The following is a 20,845-nucleotide window of genomic DNA, read 5'->3' on the forward strand; positions in this document are numbered from 1 at the left end:
CCACCGAGGAGCCCACCGGCCGGCCCGCGATCGCCTCGGCATACGACATCACCATCGGATGCTCGATGCCCGGGATCTGGGGGATCCGCGGTTTGACCCCAGTGGCCAGCACCACTTCGTCGAAGCCGGTCAACTCGCCGACCCCAGCCCGGCTGCCCACGCGTAGCGTCACCGCGTACTTGTCCAGCATGGTGGCGTAGTAGCGGATCGTTTCGGCGAACTCTTCCTTTCCGGGAATTCTTCTGGCCAAGTCGAATTGGCCGCCGATGAAGCCATTCGCCTCGAACAGGGTCACCTCGTGGCCGCGTTCGGCGGCCGACACCGCCGCGGACAACCCGGCCGGCCCGGCGCCCACCACCGCGATGCGCCGGCGCCGCCGCGTCGGGCCGAGCACCAGCGTGGTCTCATGACCGGCTCGGGGGTTGACCAGGCAGGAGACCTTCTTGTGCACGAAGGCGTGGTCCAGGCAGGCCTGATTGCATGCGATGCAGGTATTGATCTCATCGGCACGGCCGTCGGCGGCTTTGCGCACCCAGTCCGGGTCGGCCAGCATCGGGCGGGCCATCGAGATCAGGCGCACCGATGTCTCGGCGAGGATCTGCTCGGCGGCCTGCGGCATGTTGATCCGATTGGAGGCCACCACCGGGATCGTGACGTGATCGGCGACGGCGCTGCTGATGTTGACGAAGGCGCTATTGGGAACCGAAGTCACGATGGTCGGCACCCGAGCTTCGTGCCAGCCGAAGCCGGAGTTGATCAGGGTGGCGCCGGCTTCCTCGACTTCGGTTGCCAGCGAGAGGATTTCCTCCCAGCTCTGGCCATCCTCCACATAGTCGGCCATCGACAACCGATAGCAGATGATGAAGTCGTCGCCGACGGCCGCGCGCGTTTGAGCCACGACCTGCACCGGGAAGCGGCGGCGGTTGGCGGCAGAACCGCCGTAGCCGTCGGATCGTCTGTTCGTGCGCGCCGCCAGGAACTGGTTCAGCAGGTAGCCTTCGCTGCCCATGATCTCCACGCCGTCATAACCCGCTTCGCGAGCCAGCTCGGCGGCTCGGGCGAAGTCGGCGATCGTCGACTCGACCCCGCGGGTAGACAACGCCCTCGGCCGGAACGGGTTGATCGGTGCCTTGATGCTCGACGCGCTGACTGAAAACGGATGGTAGGCATAGCGTCCCGCGTGCAGAAGCTGCAGCGCGATCTTGCCGCCGGCATCGTGCACGGCGTCGGTGATGCGCCGATGGCGTCGCGCGTCGGCGCGAGTGGTCATTGCCGAGGCGAACGGCAGCAGCCATCCCGACCGGTTCGGGGCGTATCCGCCGGTGATCATCAGCCCTACGCCGCCGCGGGCACGCGTCGCGAAGTACTCGGCCAGTTTGGCGGTGTCGCCGGCGCGGTCTTCCAGGCCGGTGTGCATCGAACCCATGACCACCCGGTTCGGCAGGGTTGTGAAACCCAGGTCCAGCGGGGACATCAAGAGCGGGTATGGATTGCTGGATTCTGTTGTCACAGTCAGCCCTTCAACTCAGTGCCTGTTCAACCTCGTCGAGCCAGTCGATTGCGCTCTCCTCCGCGCGAATGCCGCCGCGCAACACCAGGTATTGATGGAGCGCGGCGCCCGTCAGCGAGCGCGGATCCGGGAACTGCTTCTTCTCAAGGGCGCGGTAGATGTCCAAGCGCTCGCCACGTTCGGCGCGCAGATCCACAGCCTGCCCGCGCACCGTGGCGCGTTCGGTGTCGCCGGCGCCGCGAATCTTGACCGCCAGTTCGCGCAGACGGTTGTCCACCACCGAGCTTCCGCGCCCGGCCAGGGGGGCCGCGATCCAGCGGGCCAGTTCCGCACGGCCGGCCTCGGCCACGGTGTAGACCTTTTTGTCCGGGCGGCCCTGCTGGGCCACCTCGGTGACCTGTACCCAGCCGTCGGCCTCCATGGCTCGCAGCGTCCGGTAGATCTGCTGGTGGGTGGCGCTCCAGAAATAGCCGATCGAGCGGTCGAAACGGTGCGCGAGCTCATAGCCCGAACCCGACTGCTCGCTCAGGGACACCAGGATCGCGTGCGGAAGTGCCACGTGGGGAGCATAGGCAGCCATGACCATCCTATGCAACTTGTTGCACAGCAACTGAGTGCATAGGCCCGGTGATCGCAAGCGCGGCGGAGCCGGCTGCTGCGCGTCGCCGCGGTAGCTGACTGGGCCGTGGTGGTCGCGTCGCCGCACCGGGCTCTACTATCAGGACCGATGAATCCGCCCTGCGTCGCCGCAGCCTCGTGAGTCCCGTGCGCGGCGGCAGATCGGCCGCACTGCCGACATTTCCGTGGGACACCCTGGCCGAGGCGACGGCGCTGGCCAAGGCGCACCCCGGCGGCATCGTGGACCTGTCTGTCGGCACCCCGGTCGACCCGGTCGCCCCGATCATCCGCGAGGCACTGGCTGCGGCATCCTCGGCGCCCGGGTATCCCACCACCGCCGGCACTGCGGCGCTGCGCTCCTCGGCGGTCGCCGCGCTGCAACGGCGCTATGGGATCACCGGCCTGTCCGAGTCGGCGGTGCTACCCGTCATCGGCACCAAAGAACTCATCGCCTGGCTGCCGAGCCTGCTCGGCCTCGGCGACCAGCACGCGGTCGTGGTCCCCGAACTGGCCTACCCGACCTACGAAGTGGGCGCCCGGCTGGCCGGGGCCCCATGGGTGCGCAGTGATACCCCGCAACTGCTCGACGGTCCGCCGCCGGCCCTGGTGTACCTGAATTCGCCGAGCAACCCGACCGGGGCGATCGCGACCGCCGACGAGCTGCGCGCTGTCGTGGCCTGGGCGCGCGAGCACGACGTCCTGGTGGTCTCCGATGAGTGCTACCTGGGGCTGGGCTGGGACTCCGAGCCGCGGTCGGTGCTGCATCCGGAGGTGTGCGACGGCGATCACCGCGGCCTGCTGGCGGTGCATTCGCTGTCGAAGACCTCCTCGCTGGCGGGCTACCGCGCCGGGTTCGTCGCCGGTGACGCCGCGGTGGTGGCCGAACTGCTCGCGGTACGCAAACACGCCGGGATGATGGTGCCCACCCCGATTCAGGCGGCCATGGTCGCCGCCCTCGACGACGACGCCCACGAGCAGCAGCAGCGTGATCGCTACGCCCGCCGCCGGGCGACGCTGCTTCCGGCGATGCAGGCGGCCGGTTTCACCATCGAGTTGTCGCAAGGCGGGCTCTACCTGTGGGCCACCCGCGGCGAGGCGTGCCGCACCACCGTCGACTGGTTGGCTCAGCGCGGCATCCTGGTGGCGCCGGGCGAGTTCTACGGCCCGGCCGGCGCGCAGCACGTGCGGGTGGCGCTCACCGCCACCGATGAGCGGATCGCCGCGGCGGCGGCCCGGCTGGGTTAGCCGGCCGGCGCCCCGCATTCGCCGGTGAGAATCCGCTCGATCGCGTCGTGCTCCGCCTGCGTCACCCACAGGCCGTAGCCGGACTTCACCGCGACGATCCGGGAGACGTAGGCGCAGCGGTAGGACTTGTTGGGCGGCAGCCAGGTGGCGGCGTCGCCGTCGCCCTTCTGCTCGTTGATCGGCCCGCTGGTGGCCTGCAGGTTCAGCGGATCGTTGGCGAAGTTGCGGCGGGTGAGCTCATCCCAGCCCTGGGCGCCCTTCTGCCAGGCATCCGACAACGCCACGACATGGTCGATCTGCACCGCCTGGGAAGTATCCCGACCGCGCTGGAAGGCGATCGCGGTACCGGTGTAGGGATCGTTCAAGACACCGGATGCCACCACGCAGTCGGTGGTGCCCGGCTTGATCTCGATGTCGACCAGGTCGCGGCGCAGGATGTCGTTGCGGGTGTCGCAGCCGTTGTGTCCCCCGGGCACCGTGACGTCGTCGCTCCACGCTTGGCCGAACAGGCCGCGCGAGTAGCCGGTCTTGGGCGCGCGGCCCTTGATCGGCAGCGCGTCGAGCATGGCCAGCTCGGCCGATCCGTCGGCCGCACCGACCGGAACCGGGTCCGCGGTGGCGGGCGGTGCCGCGATCAGCAGGGCCGCCGTGAGCGCGGCAAGGCAGCCCGGCCACCTGCGTCGCTGGTCGACCATGGCACCTCCACTCCCGGCGGTTCAGCGAGGCTGGGACCGCCGCATCAACCCCGTGAACAGTCGGGGACGCTACCAAACTGCCCCGACACGAGCGATGCGCACCGAACGCCGCGCACCATAGGCTGAGCGGATGCGCATCCATCCCGAGGTCGCGGAGGCGCTGGACGCCGGTCGGGCCGTGGTGGCGCTGGAGAGCACGATCATCAGCCATGGTCTGCCGCGTCCGGACAACCTGCGCATTGCACGCGCCATCGAGCACGCCGTGCGCTCGGCGGGCGCGGTGCCGGCCACCATCGCGATCGTCGACGGCGAGCCGCACATCGGCCTCGACGACGACGCGCTGCACCGCATCGCCAGCGGGACCACCGCGATCAAGGTCAGTGTCCGCGAGATCGCGATGCTGGCCGCGGTGGCCGGCGACGGCGCGACGACGGTCGCCGCGACCGCGCACCTGGCGGCGGCGGCCGGCATCACGGTGTTCGCCACCGGTGGGTTGGGCGGTGTGCATCGCGGCGCGCGGGACAGCTACGACGAGTCCGCGGATCTGACCACGCTGTCGCGCACCCCGGTGCTGGTGGTGTGTTCGGGAGTGAAGTCGATCCTGGACATCGGTGCCACGTTGGAACGGCTGGAGACGCTGTCGGTCGGGGTGATCGGCTACCGCACCGACCGCTTCCCGGCCTTTTACCTCGCCGACTCCGGTCATCCGCTCGACTGGTGGGTCCAGACGCCCAAACAGGCTGCCGCAGTGCTGCGGGCCCGTGACCGGTTGGGCACCGACGGCGGGCTGGTAGTGGCCAACCCGATTCCCGCCGACGCCGAGCTGGACCGCGAATTGCACGACAGGGTGCTGGCCGAAGGATTGGCCGCCGCCCGGGCCGCGGACATCCAAGGCAAGGACGTCACACCGTTCCTGCTGGACTACTTCCACCGCGAGACGCACGGCGCGTCGGTGGCCGCCAATGTCGCACTGGTGCTGGCCAATGCGCGGGTGGCCGCCGAGATCGCCGTGGCCTATGCGGGTCACTAGGACCCGTTGTCAGGTCAGCGGCCGATCACCCTGGCGATGCACATATCCGGTTCGACGAACGGTTCCAACTCTGCGCTGCCGCCGGGGGCGTTCTCGGCGTTGAGCAGGCCACGCAGCAGGCCCCGGTGCATGGCGCAGCTGACCTCGGGGTGTTCCCGCGCCAAATCGCGGACCGGGCACGCGTGCAGCAGGATCGTGCGCGGGCTGTCGTCTGCACCGTCTTCGGTCGCCGCGGTCAGTTCCGCACCGAACCCCATCCGCGCGAAAATCCCCGCGATCCGGTCCGCGCACTCGTCGATGCTGGGGTCGGGCGTCGATCCGTTCCGCGTGACGGGTCCCTCGGCGGCGGAGTCGTCGGATGCCAGGATCCGGTCGGCCCAACGCTGGCCCGCCCGTTCGGCACGCTCCTGGCGTTCGGCGGCGGTCTCGCCGAGCTCCATGGCCAAGATCTCGGCCAGGCTGCGGTAGTCCAGCCGGTCACGCACCGCCACATAGCCGGTGCGGGGTCGCCCGACGCCGTCACGTTTGATCCGGGTCCGGGCGACTGTCCCGTCCTCACACAAGGCATCGAGGTGGAAGCGCACCGTGGTGACGTGCAGGTGCATCCGCTCGGCGAGCTCGGCGGCGTCGACTGCACCACTGGCAGCGCCCACCAACCGCAGCACCCGATCGCGTTGCTGGTTGCGCGGCAACCGCTGACCGCGAGCTGCGGCCTGCCGCTGGACGGACTGGTCGTACATGGGAGTGCCTCTCCATGAGGAGTTGCCCTTAAATTTAAGGGAACTGATTCGTTGATACCACTTGTGGCGGTCGGCCGCCGTTCGGCAGCTCGGCTGGGCTCGCGCCGCGGACCGGGTAACGTCCCCCAGATGCTGCTGACCTCGCTGGTTGCTGACGGCTCGAACGCCTCGGACATCGCTGATGCGGTGCGTATCGGCGACACCCTCCTGAGCCGTGCCGAGTTGAGTGCCGCTTCCGCGGCAGTGTTGAAAGACCTTGCCGGGGCGCCGACGGTCGCGGTGCTGGCGACCCCCACGGCGCAGACCGTGCTGGCGGTCACCGGCTGTCTGCTCGCGGGGGTTCCGGTGGTTCCGGTCCCCGCTGACGTCGGCGTCGCCGAACGCCAGCACATTCTGCGTGACTCGGGAGCGCAAGCCTGGCTGGGGGAGCGCCCCGATGACCTCGCCGGCCTGCCGCACTTCCCGGCGCGCGCCGGATCGTCTCCTTCGTCGAGCCTCGCTGAACCGCCGGGTCCGAGCGGCGGTCCCAGCTTCGCCTCTCCTTCGTCGAGCCTCGCTGAACCGCCGGGCGAAGAGACCGCGCTGATCATCTACACCTCCGGCACCACCGGACCGCCCAAAGGTGTGCAACTGAGCCGGCGGGCGCTGGCCGCGGACCTCGACGCCCTGGCGCAGGCCTGGCAGTGGAGCCCCGATGACGTGCTGGTCCACGGCTTGCCGATGTATCACGTGCACGGCTTGGTCTTGGGCTTGTTGGGTTCGTTGCGGGTGGGCAACCGCTTCGTACACACCGGCAAGCCGACGCCGGAGGCATACGCGGCCGCGGGCGGCACGCTGTATTTCGGGGTGCCCACCGTGTGGTCGCGAGTGGTCGCCGACGCGAGCGCCGCCGCAGCGCTGCGGCCGGCGCGGCTGCTGGTCTCGGGCAGCGCGGCGCTTCCCGTCCCGGTGTTCGACGCCCTCGTCGCCCAGACCGGTCACGCACCCATCGAGAGGTACGGCAGTACCGAGTCGCTGATCACGGTGAGCACGCGGGTCGACGGCGAGCGCCGCCCGGGATGGGTGGGTCTGCCGTTGCACGGGGTGCAGACCAAGCTCGTCGCCGATGACGGTGGCCCGGTGCCGCACGACGGGGCGACGATCGGGCGGCTCGCGGTGCGCGGGCCGACACTGTTCAACGGTTACCTCAACCGGCCCGACGCCACCGCCGAGGCATTCGACGCCGATGGGTGGTACCGCACCGGGGACGTGGCCGTGATCGACGGCGACGGTATGCATCGGATCGTCGGCCGCGAATCGGTCGATCTGATCAAGACCGGCGGCTTCCGGGTCGGGGCCGGTGAGATCGAGACGGCGTTGCTGGGCCATCCCGCGGTTTGCGAAGTGGCCGTCGTCGGATTGCCCGACGAAGACCTGGGGCAGCGGATCGTCGCATTCGTGGTCGCCTCGGCGCCGGGTGCTGGGCTGCCCAGCGAATTGATCGACTATGTCGGTCAACAGCTTTCGGCGCACAAGCGGCCTCGTGAGGTGCGGATCGTGGATGCTTTGCCGCGCAACGCGATGGGAAAGGTGCTCAAGAAGGCGCTGCTGACGTAGGCTCCGCTTGCGCGAATGGAAACCAGAAGGGTGGCCCCGTGAAGGCTAGGAACCGATTCAGTCTCGCCGCTGTCACCGTTGTTGCCTGCGCGTCGGTCCTACTCGGTGGATGCTCGGCGGTGGACAAGGTCATCAACAAAGGTGGCGACACCACCTGCGGAGAGTTCAACGGCCACACCGACGAGAAGCAGCGCGCCGAGATCTCCAAGATGCTCAAGGACTCCAAGGGCGGCGAGCCGTCGAACCTGGAGCTGTCGGGAACGCAGGTTGCGGTCAGCGCTTACTGCAAGACGATCGGGAAAGACAGCGACAAGATCAGCAGGGTAATGCTGTAACGCTGCTTAGTTGGCGTGCAGGTCCTCGTTGAGCGCGATGCCCTGACCGTCACGGGCCACCACCTCGACCGCGCCGGTCTGCGAGTTGCGGCGGAACAGCAGGTTGTTTCCGCCGGCCAGGTCGCGGGCCTTGGCCGTGCTGCCGTCGGGCAGGGTGACCTTGGTTCCGGCGGTGACGTAGAGCCCGGCCTCGACCACGCAGTCGTCGCCCAGTGGGATGCCCAGTCCGGCGTTCGCGCCCAGCAAGCAGCGCTGGCCGATCGAAATCACCTGGGTCCCACCGCCGGACAGCGTGCCCATGATCGAAGCGCCGCCGCCGACATCGGAGCCGTCGCCGACCACCACACCGGCGGAGATGCGGCCTTCGACCATCGAGGCGCCCAGCGTGCCCGCGTTGAAGTTGACGAATCCTTCGTGCATCACTGTGGTCCCGGATGCCAGGTGCGCGCCGAGGCGCACCCGGTCGGCGTCGGCGATACGCACGCCGGACGGCAGCACGTAGTCGACCATGCGGGGGAACTTGTCCACGCCGTAGACCGTCACCGGGCCGCGCCGGCGCAACCGGGCCCGAGTCGACTCGAACCCCTCCACGGCGCACGGACCGTAATTGGTCCACACCACGTTGGTCAGCACGCCGAAAAGTCCGCCGGCGTTGAGCCCGTGCGGCACCACCAGTCGGTGCGACAGCAGGTGCAGGCGCAGGTAGGCGTCGTAGGCGTCGGCAGCGGCGTCGTCCAGCGATCCGATCACGGTGCGCACCGCGACCGTCTCAGTGCCGCGGTCTTCGTCACGCCCGAGCAGTCCGGCCAACTCGGCGGGCACCTCATCCGCGCCAAGGCGGGTCGTCCCGGGCTGGCCCGAGCCGCCCAACTCCGGTGCGGGAAACCAGGTGTCGAGCACCGATCCGTCTGCGGCCAGCGTCGCTATCCCGACGCCCGAAGCTCCAGTCACGCCGGTCAGGCTACGTTCTTTCGGCGAACAGTGCCCCAGCGGGGGTGTCCCCAGCAAAAGTCCCGGCGCGCCCCGGCGGGTTCACATCTGCTCGGCGGCCACGCGCACGCACTAGGCTGAATCCGTGCTGGACCTGCACTCCGACCCGATTGCCCTGACCGCGGCGCTGGTGGACATTCCCAGCGAGTCGCGGCACGAAGCGCGCATCGCCGACGAGGTCGAAGCCGCACTGCGGGCGCAGGCCCCCGGCTTCGAGATCGTCCGCGACGGCGACGCGGTACTGGCCCGCACGCACCTGGGACGCCCGAACCGGGTGTTGCTGGCCGGGCATCTGGACACCGTGCCGGTGGCCGGCAACCTGCCCAGCCGGCGCACCAGCACCGCTGACGAGGGCGACGTGCTGCACGGTTGCGGCACCGTCGACATGAAATCCGGTGTCGCCGTCTTCCTGCACCTGGCCGCCACCCTCACCGAACCGGTGCACGACCTGACCTGCGTGTTCTACGACTGCGAGGAGATCGAGGCAGCCGCCAACGGGCTGGGCCGCATCGAGCGCAACCTGCCGGACTGGCTGGCGGCGGACCTCGCCATCCTCGGCGAGCCCACCGGCGGCTACATCGAGGCCGGCTGCCAGGGCACCCTGCGGGTCGTCGTCACCGCGGCCGGTACCCGGGCGCATTCGGCGCGGTCCTGGCTGGGCGACAACGCCATCCACAAACTGGGGGCGGTGCTGAATCGGCTGGCCGCCTACCAGCCGCGCAGTATCGACATCGACGGCTGTGTCTACCGGGAGGGCCTGTCGGCGGTGCGCATCGACGGCGGGGTGGCCGGCAACGTCATCCCCGATGCCGCGAGCGTGACCGTGAACTTCCGCTTCGCCCCGGACCGCACGCCCCACGAGGCGCTGATCCACGTTCAGGAGGTGTTCGACGGCTTGCACGTGAAGATCGAGCAGACCGACTGCGCCGCCGGCGCCCTGCCGGGGCTCACCGCACCCGCCGCCGCCGCGCTGGTGTCCGCCGCTGACGGACAGGTGCGGGCCAAGTACGGCTGGACCGACGTCTCCCGGTTCGCCGCCCGCGGCATTCCCGCGGTCAACTACGGCCCCGGTGATCCCAACCTGGCCCATACCGTCGACGAGCGGGTGCCGGTCGCGCAGATCAGCACGGTGGCCGAGCTGCTGCGCGGCTTCCTCAGCTCCTGAGCCGGTTCAGCGCGGTCCGGCCGAACGCGCAGTCGACTTCGTCGCACAGCCGGCTCAACGGGTCGACGGCCCGGGCATCGCCGAGCTGGGCGGCGGTGTCCCAAGCCTGCAGCGCCACCGCGGACTGCCCGGTGCGTTCGGCCATCTTGGCGGCTTCTCGGGCCGCGGCGATCGCCCCATGTTGGTCGCGCATGCCGGCCCGCTGCCAAGCCCGCGCCACCCCCAGCTCCGGAGCGAACAGCGCTGACTTGGTGCCGTGCCGGGATTCGGCCCGGCTCAATGCCTTTGCCGCACCGGCGATGTCGGACTGGCGGGCCAGTGCGGTGGCAAGAAGCGTCAGCGACAGCGGGCCCCACGAATAGCCGGTGCGCTCCAGCGTGGCCGTGGCCGGCCCCAACATTGCGGTCGCAGCCTCGTACTCTTCGGCGGCGATCAGCACCTGCGCCACCAGCACCTCGCCGATAGCCCGGCCGGGCTGGGACAGCTCGGCGAAATCGGTGAATTGCCAGGCTAGCTCGCGGGCGTCGTCGAGCCGGTCGTCCATCAGCAGAGCGGTGATCTCGGCGAGCCCGACGGTGAACCGCAGCACCCCGGGATGTTCGGCTTCCAGGGCACGGCGCGCTAAGGGGCCGACGTCGTCGAAGCGACCGGATCGCGCCGCGCACAGCGCCGCGGCGCTGCCCGCCCAGGCCACCGCCATGTCGTCGGCGGCCGGGTCGGCCAGGACCTCGGTGGCGGCCTGCACGGCGCGACCGATGTTGCCGGCATTCATCGCGAAGGTGGCGCCGAGCGCATCCAGGGTGATGCGCGGGGCCACGCCGGTCACCCGGCTACGCGTGGCCGCCAGGAAGGCGGTGGCGCGTTCGGGCTCGCCCAGCATGAAGAACTGATTGGCGGCCCGCGGCAGCGCCCAGGCCATCAGCTCCGGCTCGCTGAGGCCGGCCGGGTCGACGGCCGCCAGTACCGCGTCGGCGTCGCGCCCACGGCCCTGCCAACCCAGCGCGTGCGCCAGCGCCAGCCGCGCCGCCAGTCCGTCCGACCGATCCAGGGCGTGACGGGCCAGCCGCTCACCCAGTTGCAGATCGCCCAGTCTCAGCGCCTGCTGCGCGGCCTCCACCACCTCGGCGGCGGGCTGCGGGGCGTCGCTGTCGGCGGACAGCGCTGCCAGCCGCAACTGCTCGCCGACGTGTGCGCAGGGCCGGGAGGTCAGCCTGCCGACCACGTCGGTACGCCGGGCACGCGCATCCTCGACTGCGAGAGCGCCGCGGGCACGCTCAGCGAACAGCGGGTGAGCGGTGTAGACCACCGGGTCCGGCTCGCGGCCGCCGCGAGAACGGGTCTCCACCGCGCCCAGCTCCTCGGCGTGGCGGACCGCGTCGGCGCTGGTGAGGCTGATCAGATCGACCAGCGCCAGCGGCTCGAAGACGGCCAGGTAGTCCAGCACCGCACGAGCGTCGGCCGGCAAGCCCGCCACGAAGGCGTCCACGTCACGGCCGGCCTCACCCGCCGCGCCCACCTCTTCTAAGGCGGTGATATCGATGCGAGTCAGCAGGTCGTCGCCCCACAGTGCGGTGATCGGCGGCGGTGGCGCTGGGGAGCAGTCGGCGCGCCCGGTGACGATCACTCGGGCCGACCCGGTCAGGGCCAGCTGGTAGACCAGCGTCGCCGATAAGATGTCGAGCAGATGGGCGTCATCGACCACCAGCAGCAGCTCGCCCGCCGCATCGACCAACGAGGCGCGCGCCGCCCGCAGCAGCGCGGCCGGCTTGCCGATGTCGGCCACCGCAACCAGATGGCTGAAGGCGCCGAACGGCATGTCGCGCTCGGCGGGGGTGCCGATCACCCAACACACTCGCGTCCCGGGATGGCGGTCGGCGTAATCCTCGGCCGCCAACCGGGCCAGGGTGGACTTGCCGCACCCGTCGGAACCGAGCACCACCGCGCCGGCCCGGGCCGCGCCGGGGTCCAGTGCTGCGGTGAGCTGATGCAACGCCGCCGAGTGCTCGGGAACGTTCCACCGGATCGGCATCGCCGAGAGTTTACGGTCTGAGCCAACCGCCCGATAGCCTTTCGGTGTGCGGTCGAGCGAATGGGCGGTCTGTGTCTACTGCGCGTCGGGCCCCAACGATCCGGCACTGCTGGCGCTGGCCGCCAAGGTCGGTGCCGCGATCGCCGAGCGGGGCTGGACGCTGGTGTGGGGAGGCGGCAACGTCTCGGCGATGGGCGCGCTTGCGGTGGCCGCCCGCGAGCGCGGCGGGCACACCGTCGGGGTGATCCCCAAGGCGCTGCTGCACCGCGAGGTGGCCGACGTCGACGCCGACGAGCTGATCGTCACCGACACCATGCGCGAGCGAAAGCAGGTGATGGATGACCGCGCCGACGCATTCCTGACCCTGCCCGGCGGTATCGGCACGCTGGAAGAGCTGTTCGAAACATGGACGGCCGGGTATCTGGGCATGCACGACAAAGAGGTGGTGCTCCTCGATCCCGATGGCCACTTCGAGGGGCTGTGGACGTGGCTGTCGGGGCTCATCGACACCGGTTTCGTATCCCGGCGTGCGATGGATCGCCTGCTGGTGTTCGGCGATATGGAGGCGGCGCTGGACGCCTGTTCACCCGGTACCGCCGGTAGCGGTTAAGCTCTCGATTTTCGGCGAAATGAGGCGATAAAGTGTCCGACCACGACTCCGGCACCGTCACCCAGGTGGGACTGGTCGACGTTCTGGCCCGCACCCCCCGCCTGTTGGCCGACGCGCCGACCATCCTGCGCGGGCTGTGGACCGGACTGCGGGCCCGGCCCACCTCCAAGGCCTCGATCGGCAAGGTCTTCCAGGATCGCGCGGCCCAACTCGGTGACCGGGTCTTCATCCGGTTCGGCGAGCAGCACCTGACCTACCGCGAAGCCAACGAGACCGTGAACCGCTACGCCGCGGTGCTGGCCGCGCGCGGCGTCGGCCACGGCGACGTCGTCGGGATCATGCTGCGCAACTCCCCGGACGCGGTGCTGATGATGCTGGCCGTCGCCAAATGCGGTGGGGTGGCCGGCATGCTCAACTACCACCAGCGCGGTGATGTGCTGGCCCACAGTCTGGACCTGCTGGGCGCCGCCTTGCTGGTTGCGGAGTCCGATCTGGTCGATGCCGTCAAGGAGTGTGGCCGCACCGACGCGCCGGTGACCATCGAGGAGTTCCGGCGGCTGGCCGCCACCGCACCGGACGGCAACCCGGCATCGGTCAACGCGGTACTGGCCAAGGACACCGCGTTCTACATCTTCACCTCCGGCACCACCGGCTACCCCAAGGCCAGCGTGATGACGCACTACCGCTGGTTGCGTGCGCTGGCCACCTTCGGAGGTGTCGGGCTGCGCCTGCGCGGCAGCGACACGCTGTACTGCTGCCTGCCGCTGTACCACAACAACGCGCTGACGGTCGCGGTGTCGTCGGTGCTCAACGCCGGCGCCACGCTGGCCCTGGGCAAGTCATTCTCGGCCTCACGGTTCTGGGACGAGGTGATCGCCGCGGACGCCACGGCGTTCGTCTACATCGGCGAGCTCTGCCGGTATCTGCTCAACCAGCCCGCCAAGCCCACCGACCGTGCACACCAGGTGCGGGTGATCGCAGGCAACGGGCTGCGGCCGGAGATCTGGGACGAGTTCACCCACCGGTTCGGGATCAAGCGGGTCTGCGAGTTCTACGCCGCCAGCGAGAGCAACAGTGCCTTCCTCAACGTGTTCAACGTGCCGCGCAGCACCGGTGTCTATCCGTTGCCGCTGGCCTACGTGCAATACGACCCCGACACCGGCCTGCCGCTGCGCGGCCCGGACGGCTGGGTGCAGCGAGTGCCTGCCGGCCAGCCCGGGCTGTTGCTGAGCCCGGTGAACCGGTTCTCGCCGTTCGACGGCTACACCGATCCCGAGGCCAACGAGAAGAAGCTGGTGCGCAACGCCTTCCGCGAAGGGGACTGCTGGTTCAACACCGGTGACCTGATGCGCCCGCAGGGCATGGGGCATGCCGCATTCGTCGACCGGCTCGGCGACACCTTCCGGTGGAAGGGCGAGAACGTCGCCACCACCCAGGTCGAGGCCGCGCTGAGCGTCGACGACGCGATCGAGGAGTGCGCCGTCTACGGCGTCGAGGTGCCCGGGACCGGTGGCCGTGCCGGGATGGCCGCGGTCAAACTGCGCGACGGCGTGACCTTCGACGGGCCGGGGCTGGCCGCCGTGGTCTTCGACCAGCTGCCTTCCTATGCGGTGCCGTTGTTCGTGCGGGTGGTGCCGTCGATGTCCCACACCACCACGTTCAAGAGTCGCAAGGTTGAGCTGCGCGAGCAGGGCTACGGCGACGGTGGCCAGGACGAGGGAGCGATCGAGGACCCGCTGTACGTGCTGGCCGGCCGCGACGAAGGCTACGTGCCCTTCTACGCCGACTACCCCGACGAAGTGGCCGCCGGTAAGCGACCGCAGGGCTGACCGAGTAGCTGCGCAGCGGTACCGGGCACCATAGACAGGTGCAGTCCCACTTCTGCGGTCGTCCGGTGGCGGCCGATCGAGCGCTGATCATGGCGATCGTCAACCGCACCCCCGACTCGTTCTACGACGCGGGCGCCACGTTCACCGACGAGGCGGCCAAGTCCGCCGTGCACCGCGCCGTAGCCGACGGCGCCGACGTCATCGACGTCGGCGGGGTCAAGGCCGGGCCGGGGGAGACCGTCGACGCCGACACCGAGACCGCTCGGGTGGTGCCGTTCATCGAATGGCTGCGCAGCGCTTATCCCGAGCAGCTGATCAGCGTGGACACCTGGCGTGCGGAGGTGGCCAAACGCGCCTGCGCGGCCGGTGCCGACCTGATCAACGACACTTGGGCCGGGATCGACCCGGACCTGCCGGCGGTGGCCTCCGAGTTCGGGGCGGGGCTGGTCTGCTCGCACACCGGAGGCGCCAAACCGCGCACCCGTCCCTTCCGGGTGAGCTACGGCACCAGCGTCGACGGGGTGGTGAAAGCGGTGATCAGCGAGGTCACCGCGGCCGCGGAACGGGCGGTGGAGGCCGGGGTGGCCCGGGATCGGGTGCTGATCGATCCCACCCATGATTTCGGCAAGAACACCTTCCACGGGCTAGCGTTGTTACGACATACGGAGGATTTGGTCGGTACCGGATGGCCGGTGCTGATGGCGCTCTCCAACAAAGACTTCATCGGGGAGACTCTTGGAGTGGGTCTCACCGAACGACTGGACGGAACATTGGCGGCCACCGCGTTCGCGGCGGCCGCTGGAGCCCGGATGTTTCGGGTTCACGAGGTCGGCCCGACCCGGCGCGTACTGCAGATGGTGGCATCGATCCAGGGCGTTCGGGCCCCGACCCGCACAGTAAGGGGACTCGCATGACCGACCTGGTCTCGGCGCCGGGCGACACCCGGCTGTCCGGGCGCACCTGGACCCGGCCGCAGTGGACGGTGGCCGAGCTGCTGGCTGCCAAGGCCAAGACCGGTCGCAGCGTCTCGGTGGTGCTGCCCGCGCTGAACGAGCAGGCGACCATCGAATCGGTCATCGACAGCATCACGCCGCTGGTCGACAACCTGGTCGACGAGCTGATCGTGCTGGACTCCGGGTCCACCGATGACACCGAGATCCGCTCGATCGCGGCCGGCGCGCGCGTCGTCAGCCGCGAACAGGCGGTCCCGGAGGTGCCCCCGCAGCCCGGTAAGGGCGAAGCCCTGTGGCGGTCGCTGGCGGCCACCAGCGGTGACATCGTGGTGTTCATCGACTCCGATCTGATCGACCCCGACCCGATGTTCGTGCCCAACCTGGTGGGGCCCCTGCTGACCGGGGACGGCGTCCACCTCGTCAAGGGTTTCTACCGGCGGCCGTTGAAGGTCAACGGCACCGAGGAACCCACCGGCGGTGGTCGGGTCACCGAGCTGGTGGCCCGACCGTTGTTGACCGCGCTGCGCCCCGATCTGGGTGCGGTGATCCAGCCGTTGGGTGGGGAGTACGCCGGCAGTCGTGAACTGTTGGCGTCGGTTCCGTTCGCACCCGGCTACGGGGTGGAGATCGGGCTGTTGATCGACACCTACGACCGGCTGGGGCTGGAGGCGATCGCCCAGGTCAACCTCGGTGTACGGGCGCACCGCAATCGCCCGTTGGCCGAGTTGGCCCTGATGAGCCGCCAAGTCATCGCCACCTTGCTGTCGCGCTGCGGCGTCCCCGATTCCGGGGTGGGCCTGACCCAGTTCGTCGCCGACGGCCCGGATGGAATGGATTATCTGCCGCGCACCACCCCGTTGTCGCTGGTCGACCGGCCACCGATGAACACCCTGCGCCAGCGTTGATCCTGGCGATCGCCAGCGCGGCGGAGCCGGGCGCAGCGGGTCGCCAGCGTTGATCCGTTCGGCACCGCCCCTCATGTCGGTGTGATGAGGCACTATCGATGCCGTGACACTGGTGTTGCTGTATCTCGTTGTGCTCGTGCTCACCGCGTTGCTGCTGTTCGGGGTGGCCAGCACGCTGTTCGGCCGGGGTGAGCAGCTGCCGCCGCTGCCGCGCGCGACGACGGCGACCATGCTGCCGGCGTCCGGGGTCACCGGTGCCGACGTCGACGCGGTCAAGTTCTCCCAGGTGCTGCGCGGCTACAACACCGGTGAGGTCGACTGGGTGCTGGAGCGCCTCGGGGCCGAGCTCGACCAACTCCGCGGCGAGCTCGCCGCGGCGCAGGCGGCCGCCGAGACGGCAGCGGAGTCGCGTTGAGCGGCGTGCCCGACGACGGCCAGATCCGGTGTGGCTGGGTCGACGGCGCCTCCGTGCTGTACCGCGACTACCACGACCAGGAGTGGGGACGTCCGGTGCGGGACTCGACCGCACTGTTCGAGCGGGTCAGCCTGGAAGCATTCCAGAGCGGGCTGTCGTGGCTGGTGATACTGCGTAAGCGGGAGAACTTCCGGCGGGCGTTCGCCGGCTTCGACGTGGAGACCGTCGCACGCTTCACCGACGCCGACGTGGCCCGGCTGATGGACGACGCCGGCATCGTGCGCAACCGAGCCAAGATCGAGGCGACGATCGCCAACGCCCGGGCGACCGTCGACCTCGGTTCCACCGATTTGGCGGACCTGTTGTGGTCGTTCGCCCCGCCGCCGCGTCCGCGTCCGGCGGACCTGTCGGCAATTCCGGCCGTCACGCCGGAATCGACGGCGATGGCGCGCGAATTGAAGCGTCGCGGGTTCCGATTCGTGGGACCCACTACCGCCTATGCGTTGATGCAGGCCACGGGCATGGTCGACGACCACGTCCGGGCATGCTGGGTGCCACCGGTAACCGGTTAGATCCATTAAAATGCACTACGGAATCGGGTCTTGTGCACGCGCCGTCGCCGATAGGGGAGAATGGCGGAGTGAAACTGCAGTTCGATGCCGGACGCTGCGACTGCCGTGCACACCCGGCGCAGATCATGGGCACGGCCTGCGGGCTGGTACCTGGAGGGAGCACTCGATGGCGGCGATGAAGCCCCGGACCGGCGACGGTCCGTTGGAAGCGACCAAAGAGGGGCGAGGCATCGTGATGCGAGTACCGCTTGAGGGCGGTGGACGACTGGTCGTCGAGTTGACTCCGGATGAGGCCGCCGCCCTCGGCGACGAACTCAAAGCCGTCACCAGCGGCTAAGGCGATCGCAGCGGGTCGCCGTAAGTACCCAGAGCGTGACGGTGGGCTAGCGGCCCGCCTGCCGGTAGACCGCCAAGGTCTGCTCGGCCACTCGCGCCCAGGAGAACACCTCCTCGCAGCGACGCCTGCCGGCGTCGCCGTAGCGCTGCGCACGGGCCGGGTCGGTGATCAACGCGTTGACGGCTTCGGCGAGTTCGGCGTGATACCCGTCCGGATCGGCGGCGTCATAGTGGACCAGGGTGCCGGTCTGCCCGTCGGTGACCACCTCTGGGATACCGCCGACGTCGGAGGCGACCACCGCCGTGCCGCAGGCCATCGCCTCCAGATTGACGATGCCCAACGGCTCGTAGACCGACGGGCACACAAAAACTGTTGCCGCCGACAGTAGTTCGCGGATCTTGCGAGCGGGCAGGGTCTCCTGGATCCAGAACACCCCGCTGCGGGTGGCGGCCAGATCGGCCACCGCGGCACTGACCTCATCGGCGATCTCCGGGGTGTCCGGGGCACCTGCGCACAACACCAGTTGCGCGTCCGGGTGAAACCGGTGCGCGGCGGCCACCAGATGAGCCACCCCCTTCTGCCGGGTGATCCGCCCGACGAACGCCACCATGGGCCGGGCCGGATCGACACCGAGCTCTGCGGGCATCGAATCCGGGCCGGTGGGCTGCGGACGCCAGACCGCGGTGTCGATGCCGCTGTAGATCACGTGCACGCGGTCGGGGCGCAGATCCGGGTAAACCCGCAGCAGATCGTCGCGCATGGCCGAGCTGACCGCGATGACCGCGTCGGCGGCGATCGTCGCTTCCTTCTCGGCCCACGACGACACCCGGTAGCCGCCCCCCAGCTGTTCGGCCTTCCAGGGGCGCAGCGGCTCCAGTGAGTGCGCGGTCAGCACATGCGGGATGTCGTACAGCAACGCCGCCAGCCGGCCGGCCAGGGCGGTGTACCAGGTGTGGGAGTGTGCGACATCGGCGGTGCTGAGGGCGTCGACCATGGTCAGGTCGGCCGACAGCGTCCCGAGTGCCGGATTGGCGTCGCGCAGCGCCGGATCGGGCTGATGCGCGTGTGCGCCCGGCCGGGGCGCGCCCATGCAGTGCACGTCGACGTGACACAACCGTCGTAGTGCCTCGACCAGGTTGGTGACGTGGACGCCCGCGCCGCCATAGATCTCCGGAGGGTATTCCCGAGTCAGCATCGCCACCCGCATAACCGGCACGGTATCGGTCGCCGATCACCGGCCGCGCAGCGGATCGATCGGTGATTTTTTGGTAAAGAACGTTCGCCAATCGTGCGGTCAACCTGGCAGGGGTCCGAAGCGGCCGATAGGTTTGTGGCCATGAGGGAAGCGCCGCATGTGCTGGGCATCGTCCTGGCCGGTGGGGAGGGCAAGCGGCTGCATCCGCTGACCGCCGACCGAGCCAAGCCGGCGGTGCCGTTCGGGGGTGCCTACCGGTTGATCGACTTTGTGCTGTCGAATCTGGTCAATGCGCGCTACCTGCGGATTTGTGTTCTGACGCAGTACAAGTCGCATTCCCTGGACCGGCACATCTCGCAGAACTGGCGGTTGAGCGGCCTGGCGGGGGAGTACATCACCCCGGTGCCCGCCCAGCAGCGCCTCGGCCCGCGCTGGTACACGGGGTCCGCCGATGCCATCTATCAATCGCTGAACCTGATCTTCGACGAAGACCCGGACTACATCGTGGTGTTCGGAGCCGACCACGTGTACCGGATGGACCCCGAACAGATGGTGCGCTTCCACATCGCCAGTGGGGCCGGGGCGACGGTCGCCGGGGTGCGGGTGCCGCGCGCGGAGGCGTCCTCGTTCGGTTGCATCGACGCCGACGACTCCGGCCGGATCCGCGGTTTCCTGGAGAAGCCGGCGAACCCGCCCGGCACACCCGATGACCCAGAAAGCACGTATGTGTCGATGGGCAACTATGTGTTCACCACCAAGGTGCTGATCGATGCGATCCGCGCCGACGCCGACGATGATCACTCCGACCACGACATGGGTGGCGACATCATGCCGCGCCTGGTGGCCGACGGAATGGCCGCGGTCTACGACTTCTCCGACAATGAGGTACCTGGCGCCACCGAGCGCGACCGCGGCTACTGGCGTGACGTCGGAACCCTGGACGCGTTCTACGACGCGCACATGGACTTGGTGTCAGCACACCCGGTGTTCAACCTGTACAACAACCGCTGGCCGATTCACGGCGCGACCGAGAATCTGGCACCCGCGAAGTTCGTCAACGGGGGCTCGGCGCAGGAATCGGTGGTCGGCGCCGGCAGCGTCATCTCGGCAGGCTCCGTGCGCAACTCGGTGCTGTCGTCAAACGTGGTGATCGATGACGGCGCGATCGTGGAGGACAGCGTGATCATGCCCGGGGCCCGGGTGGGGCGCGGCGCTGTGGTGCGGCACGCGATCCTCGACAAGAACGTCGTGGTCGGCCCCGGCGAGATGATCGGAGTCGACCTGGAGAAGGACCGGGAACGGTTCTCCATCAGCGCCGGCGGCGTGGTCGCCGTCGGCAAGGGCGTGTGGATTTAGCGGCGATCGCCACCGCCTCGCCGAGCGTGAAGCCATCTTCACGCTGGCGAGGCATCAGGCTCCGGCCTTAGAACGGCTCTTCCGCGCCGCCGGCGTTGCAGCCGTGGGCGAGCAGATCCAACGTGCTCACCTCCGGGCGCCACGGCTCCAGGTTCCAACTGGTCTTGCCGGGCTGGATGAACTCGGCGAACTGCCAGTGACACAGGAACTGTGCGCGCATACCGGCGTTGTTGGCCTCCGGGTTGCGCTTGAGGACCTCCGCCCAGGCCTGCTCGCCCTGGCGCAGGGTGCCGGGCTCGCCGGCCTCGGTTCGGGCGGTCTCGGTCGGATAGACACGCAAGCTGGTTCCGCCGTCATAGGTCACCCACTGGGTGTTGGCGACATACGGCGCCGCGCTGATGCCCGCGGCCCCCAGGAAGCCGCCGGAGCCGCCCAGGCCACCCGCGCCGCCTTCACCGCCGAGGCCGCCGTCGCCGCCGCGGCCGAACAACAGACCGCCCGCGCCGCCGTCGCCGCCGGCGCCGCCGTTTTCGTCCCCGTCGCCCGCACCGCCGGCGCCGCCGTCGCCCCCGCGACCCAGCCACCAGGCGCCGGCGCCGCCCACTCCGCCGTCACCGCCGATGTCTCCTGCCACACCGATGCCCCCGGCGCCGCCGGTGCCTCCGGTGCCCAGCAGCATGCCGACTCCCACGCCACCGGTGCCGCCGCCCGCGCCCGCAC

The 20,845-nt window shown here is 69.6% G+C and carries 20 protein-coding genes and 1 pseudogene; 13 read left to right on the forward strand and 8 right to left on the reverse strand.

Features of this window, described 5'->3' with window-relative positions; translation table 11 throughout:
* Positions 1-1,474: NADPH-dependent 2,4-dienoyl-CoA reductase (locus EJK91_RS19570; protein ID WP_164518035.1), on the reverse strand; the 1,474-nt coding region annotated here is incomplete at its 3' end.
* Between the two features lie 46 nt (positions 1,475-1,520).
* Entirely contained in the window at positions 1,521-2,069 is a 549-nt protein-coding gene (locus EJK91_RS19575) for a PadR family transcriptional regulator (protein WP_024441186.1), read from the reverse strand.
* Between the two features lie 206 nt (positions 2,070-2,275).
* On the opposite strand from EJK91_RS19575, the gene dapC reads away from it, so the two are divergent.
* Complete coding sequence (gene dapC / locus EJK91_RS19580) at positions 2,276-3,373, forward strand: succinyldiaminopimelate transaminase (protein WP_125079753.1); 1,098 nt, start codon at positions 2,276-2,278, stop codon at positions 3,371-3,373.
* Positions 3,374-3,375: 2 nt separating this feature from the next.
* On the opposite strand, the pseudogene EJK91_RS19585 reads toward dapC, so the two are convergent.
* Positions 3,376-4,068: pseudogene (locus EJK91_RS19585) on the reverse strand (HNH endonuclease family protein); the annotation flags it as partial.
* 130 nt (positions 4,069-4,198) lie between these two features.
* Here EJK91_RS19585 and EJK91_RS19590 point away from each other — a divergent pair.
* The gene (locus tag EJK91_RS19590) at positions 4,199-5,098 is read left to right on the forward strand and encodes a pseudouridine-5'-phosphate glycosidase (RefSeq protein WP_125079749.1); all 900 of its coding nucleotides are present in this window, start codon (positions 4,199-4,201) and stop codon (positions 5,096-5,098) included.
* A 14-nt stretch (positions 5,099-5,112) separates the two neighbouring features.
* Here EJK91_RS19590 and EJK91_RS19595 read toward each other — a convergent pair whose 3' ends face one another.
* Entirely contained in the window at positions 5,113-5,838 is a 726-nt protein-coding gene (locus EJK91_RS19595) for a helix-turn-helix transcriptional regulator (protein ID WP_024441190.1), read from the reverse strand.
* A 129-nt stretch (positions 5,839-5,967) separates the two neighbouring features.
* On the opposite strand from EJK91_RS19595, the gene EJK91_RS19600 reads away from it, so the two are divergent.
* Complete coding sequence (locus EJK91_RS19600) at positions 5,968-7,434, forward strand: acyl-CoA synthetase (protein WP_125079750.1); 1,467 nt, start codon at positions 5,968-5,970, stop codon at positions 7,432-7,434.
* A gap of 38 nt (positions 7,435-7,472) precedes the next feature.
* Positions 7,473-7,769, forward strand: a complete 297-nt coding sequence (locus EJK91_RS19605; RefSeq protein ID WP_024442951.1) for a hypothetical protein — start codon at positions 7,473-7,475, stop codon at positions 7,767-7,769.
* Positions 7,770-7,775: 6 nt separating this feature from the next.
* Here the strand turns inward: EJK91_RS19605 and dapD are convergent, their stop codons facing one another.
* Entirely contained in the window at positions 7,776-8,729 is a 954-nt protein-coding gene (gene dapD / locus EJK91_RS19610) for a 2,3,4,5-tetrahydropyridine-2,6-dicarboxylate N-succinyltransferase (protein WP_125079754.1), read from the reverse strand.
* 115 nt (positions 8,730-8,844) lie between these two features.
* Here dapD and dapE point away from each other — a divergent pair, with 115 nt between their 5' ends.
* Positions 8,845-9,924: a succinyl-diaminopimelate desuccinylase gene (gene dapE, locus EJK91_RS19615; RefSeq protein ID WP_024442953.1), complete on the forward strand. Its 1,080-nt coding sequence runs from the start codon at positions 8,845-8,847 to the stop codon at positions 9,922-9,924.
* Here the strand turns inward: dapE and EJK91_RS19620 are convergent.
* On the reverse strand, positions 9,914-11,953 hold the full coding sequence (locus tag EJK91_RS19620; RefSeq protein WP_125079751.1) for an AAA family ATPase: 2,040 nt from the start codon (positions 11,951-11,953) through the stop codon (positions 9,914-9,916). The genes dapE and EJK91_RS19620 overlap by 11 nt on opposite strands.
* A 46-nt stretch (positions 11,954-11,999) precedes the next feature.
* On the opposite strand from EJK91_RS19620, the gene EJK91_RS19625 reads away from it, so the two are divergent.
* The 7 genes from EJK91_RS19625 (at position 12,000) to EJK91_RS19655 (ending at position 17,574) form a co-directional block, all read left to right on the forward strand.
* Positions 12,000-12,563 carry an LOG family protein gene (locus tag EJK91_RS19625; RefSeq protein WP_024442955.1) on the forward strand — a complete coding sequence of 188 codons (564 nt, stop codon included), beginning with the start codon at positions 12,000-12,002 and terminating at the stop codon, positions 12,561-12,563.
* 32 nt (positions 12,564-12,595) lie between these two features.
* Positions 12,596-14,392 (forward strand): long-chain-acyl-CoA synthetase FadD6, encoded by a 1,797-nt coding sequence (fadD6, locus tag EJK91_RS19630; protein WP_046301860.1) that lies wholly within the window; start codon positions 12,596-12,598, stop codon positions 14,390-14,392.
* Positions 14,393-14,481: 89 nt separating this feature from the next.
* Positions 14,482-15,306 carry a dihydropteroate synthase gene (gene folP / locus EJK91_RS19635; RefSeq protein WP_241178759.1) on the forward strand — a complete coding sequence of 275 codons (825 nt, stop codon included), beginning with the start codon at positions 14,482-14,484 and terminating at the stop codon, positions 15,304-15,306.
* Positions 15,303-16,250 (forward strand): glucosyl-3-phosphoglycerate synthase, encoded by a 948-nt coding sequence (locus EJK91_RS19640; RefSeq protein WP_024442958.1) that lies wholly within the window; start codon positions 15,303-15,305, stop codon positions 16,248-16,250. The genes folP and EJK91_RS19640 overlap by 4 nt, the downstream gene beginning before the upstream one ends.
* Positions 16,251-16,353: 103 nt before the next feature.
* Positions 16,354-16,665, forward strand: a complete 312-nt coding sequence (locus EJK91_RS19645) for a DivIVA domain-containing protein (RefSeq protein ID WP_024442959.1) — start codon at positions 16,354-16,356, stop codon at positions 16,663-16,665.
* Positions 16,666-16,670: 5 nt separating this feature from the next.
* Complete coding sequence (locus EJK91_RS19650) at positions 16,671-17,237, forward strand: DNA-3-methyladenine glycosylase I (protein WP_024442960.1); 567 nt, start codon at positions 16,671-16,673, stop codon at positions 17,235-17,237.
* A gap of 166 nt (positions 17,238-17,403) precedes the next feature.
* A complete protein-coding gene (locus EJK91_RS19655) occupies positions 17,404-17,574 on the forward strand; it encodes a DUF3117 domain-containing protein (protein WP_064998965.1) in 171 nt (56 codons plus the stop codon).
* Positions 17,575-17,620: 46 nt separating this feature from the next.
* On the opposite strand, the gene glgA is transcribed toward EJK91_RS19655, so the two are convergent.
* A complete protein-coding gene (glgA, locus tag EJK91_RS19660) occupies positions 17,621-18,781 on the reverse strand; it encodes a glycogen synthase (RefSeq protein ID WP_046301858.1) in 1,161 nt (386 codons plus the stop codon).
* A 129-nt stretch (positions 18,782-18,910) separates the two neighbouring features.
* On the opposite strand from glgA, the gene glgC reads away from it, so the two are divergent.
* The gene (gene glgC / locus EJK91_RS19665; RefSeq protein ID WP_024442962.1) at positions 18,911-20,125 is read left to right on the forward strand and encodes a glucose-1-phosphate adenylyltransferase; all 1,215 of its coding nucleotides are present in this window, start codon (positions 18,911-18,913) and stop codon (positions 20,123-20,125) included.
* Between the two features lie 67 nt (positions 20,126-20,192).
* Here the strand turns inward: glgC and EJK91_RS23210 are convergent.
* Positions 20,193-20,845 (reverse strand): DUF2599 domain-containing protein (locus tag EJK91_RS23210; protein ID WP_444850838.1); only part of this gene is annotated, 653 nt, incomplete at its 5' end.

The sequence above is a fragment of the Mycobacterium sp. P7213 genome, assembly GCF_900604305.1.
Taxonomy (GTDB): Bacteria; Actinomycetota; Actinomycetes; order Mycobacteriales; family Mycobacteriaceae; genus Mycobacterium.

Excerpts from the sequence above, each read along its gene's own strand:
- EJK91_RS19640 (WP_024442958.1), top strand. The coding sequence starts at position 15,303 with ATGACCGACCTGGTCTCGGCGCCGGGCGACACCCGGCTGTCCGGGCGC.
- EJK91_RS19590 (WP_125079749.1), top strand. The coding sequence starts at position 4,199 with ATGCGCATCCATCCCGAGGTCGCGGAGGCGCTGGACGCCGGTCGGGCC.
- glgC (WP_024442962.1), top strand. The coding sequence starts at position 18,911 with ATGAGGGAAGCGCCGCATGTGCTGGGCATCGTCCTGGCCGGTGGGGAG.
- EJK91_RS19620 (WP_125079751.1), bottom strand. The coding sequence starts at position 11,953 with ATGCCGATCCGGTGGAACGTTCCCGAGCACTCGGCGGCGTTGCATCAG.
- EJK91_RS19655 (WP_064998965.1), top strand. The coding sequence starts at position 17,404 with ATGGCGGCGATGAAGCCCCGGACCGGCGACGGTCCGTTGGAAGCGACC.
- glgA (WP_046301858.1), bottom strand. The coding sequence starts at position 18,781 with ATGCGGGTGGCGATGCTGACTCGGGAATACCCTCCGGAGATCTATGGC.
- EJK91_RS19595 (WP_024441190.1), bottom strand. The coding sequence starts at position 5,838 with ATGTACGACCAGTCCGTCCAGCGGCAGGCCGCAGCTCGCGGTCAGCGG.
- EJK91_RS19600 (WP_125079750.1), top strand. The coding sequence starts at position 5,968 with ATGCTGCTGACCTCGCTGGTTGCTGACGGCTCGAACGCCTCGGACATC.
- folP (WP_241178759.1), top strand. The coding sequence starts at position 14,482 with ATGGCGATCGTCAACCGCACCCCCGACTCGTTCTACGACGCGGGCGCC.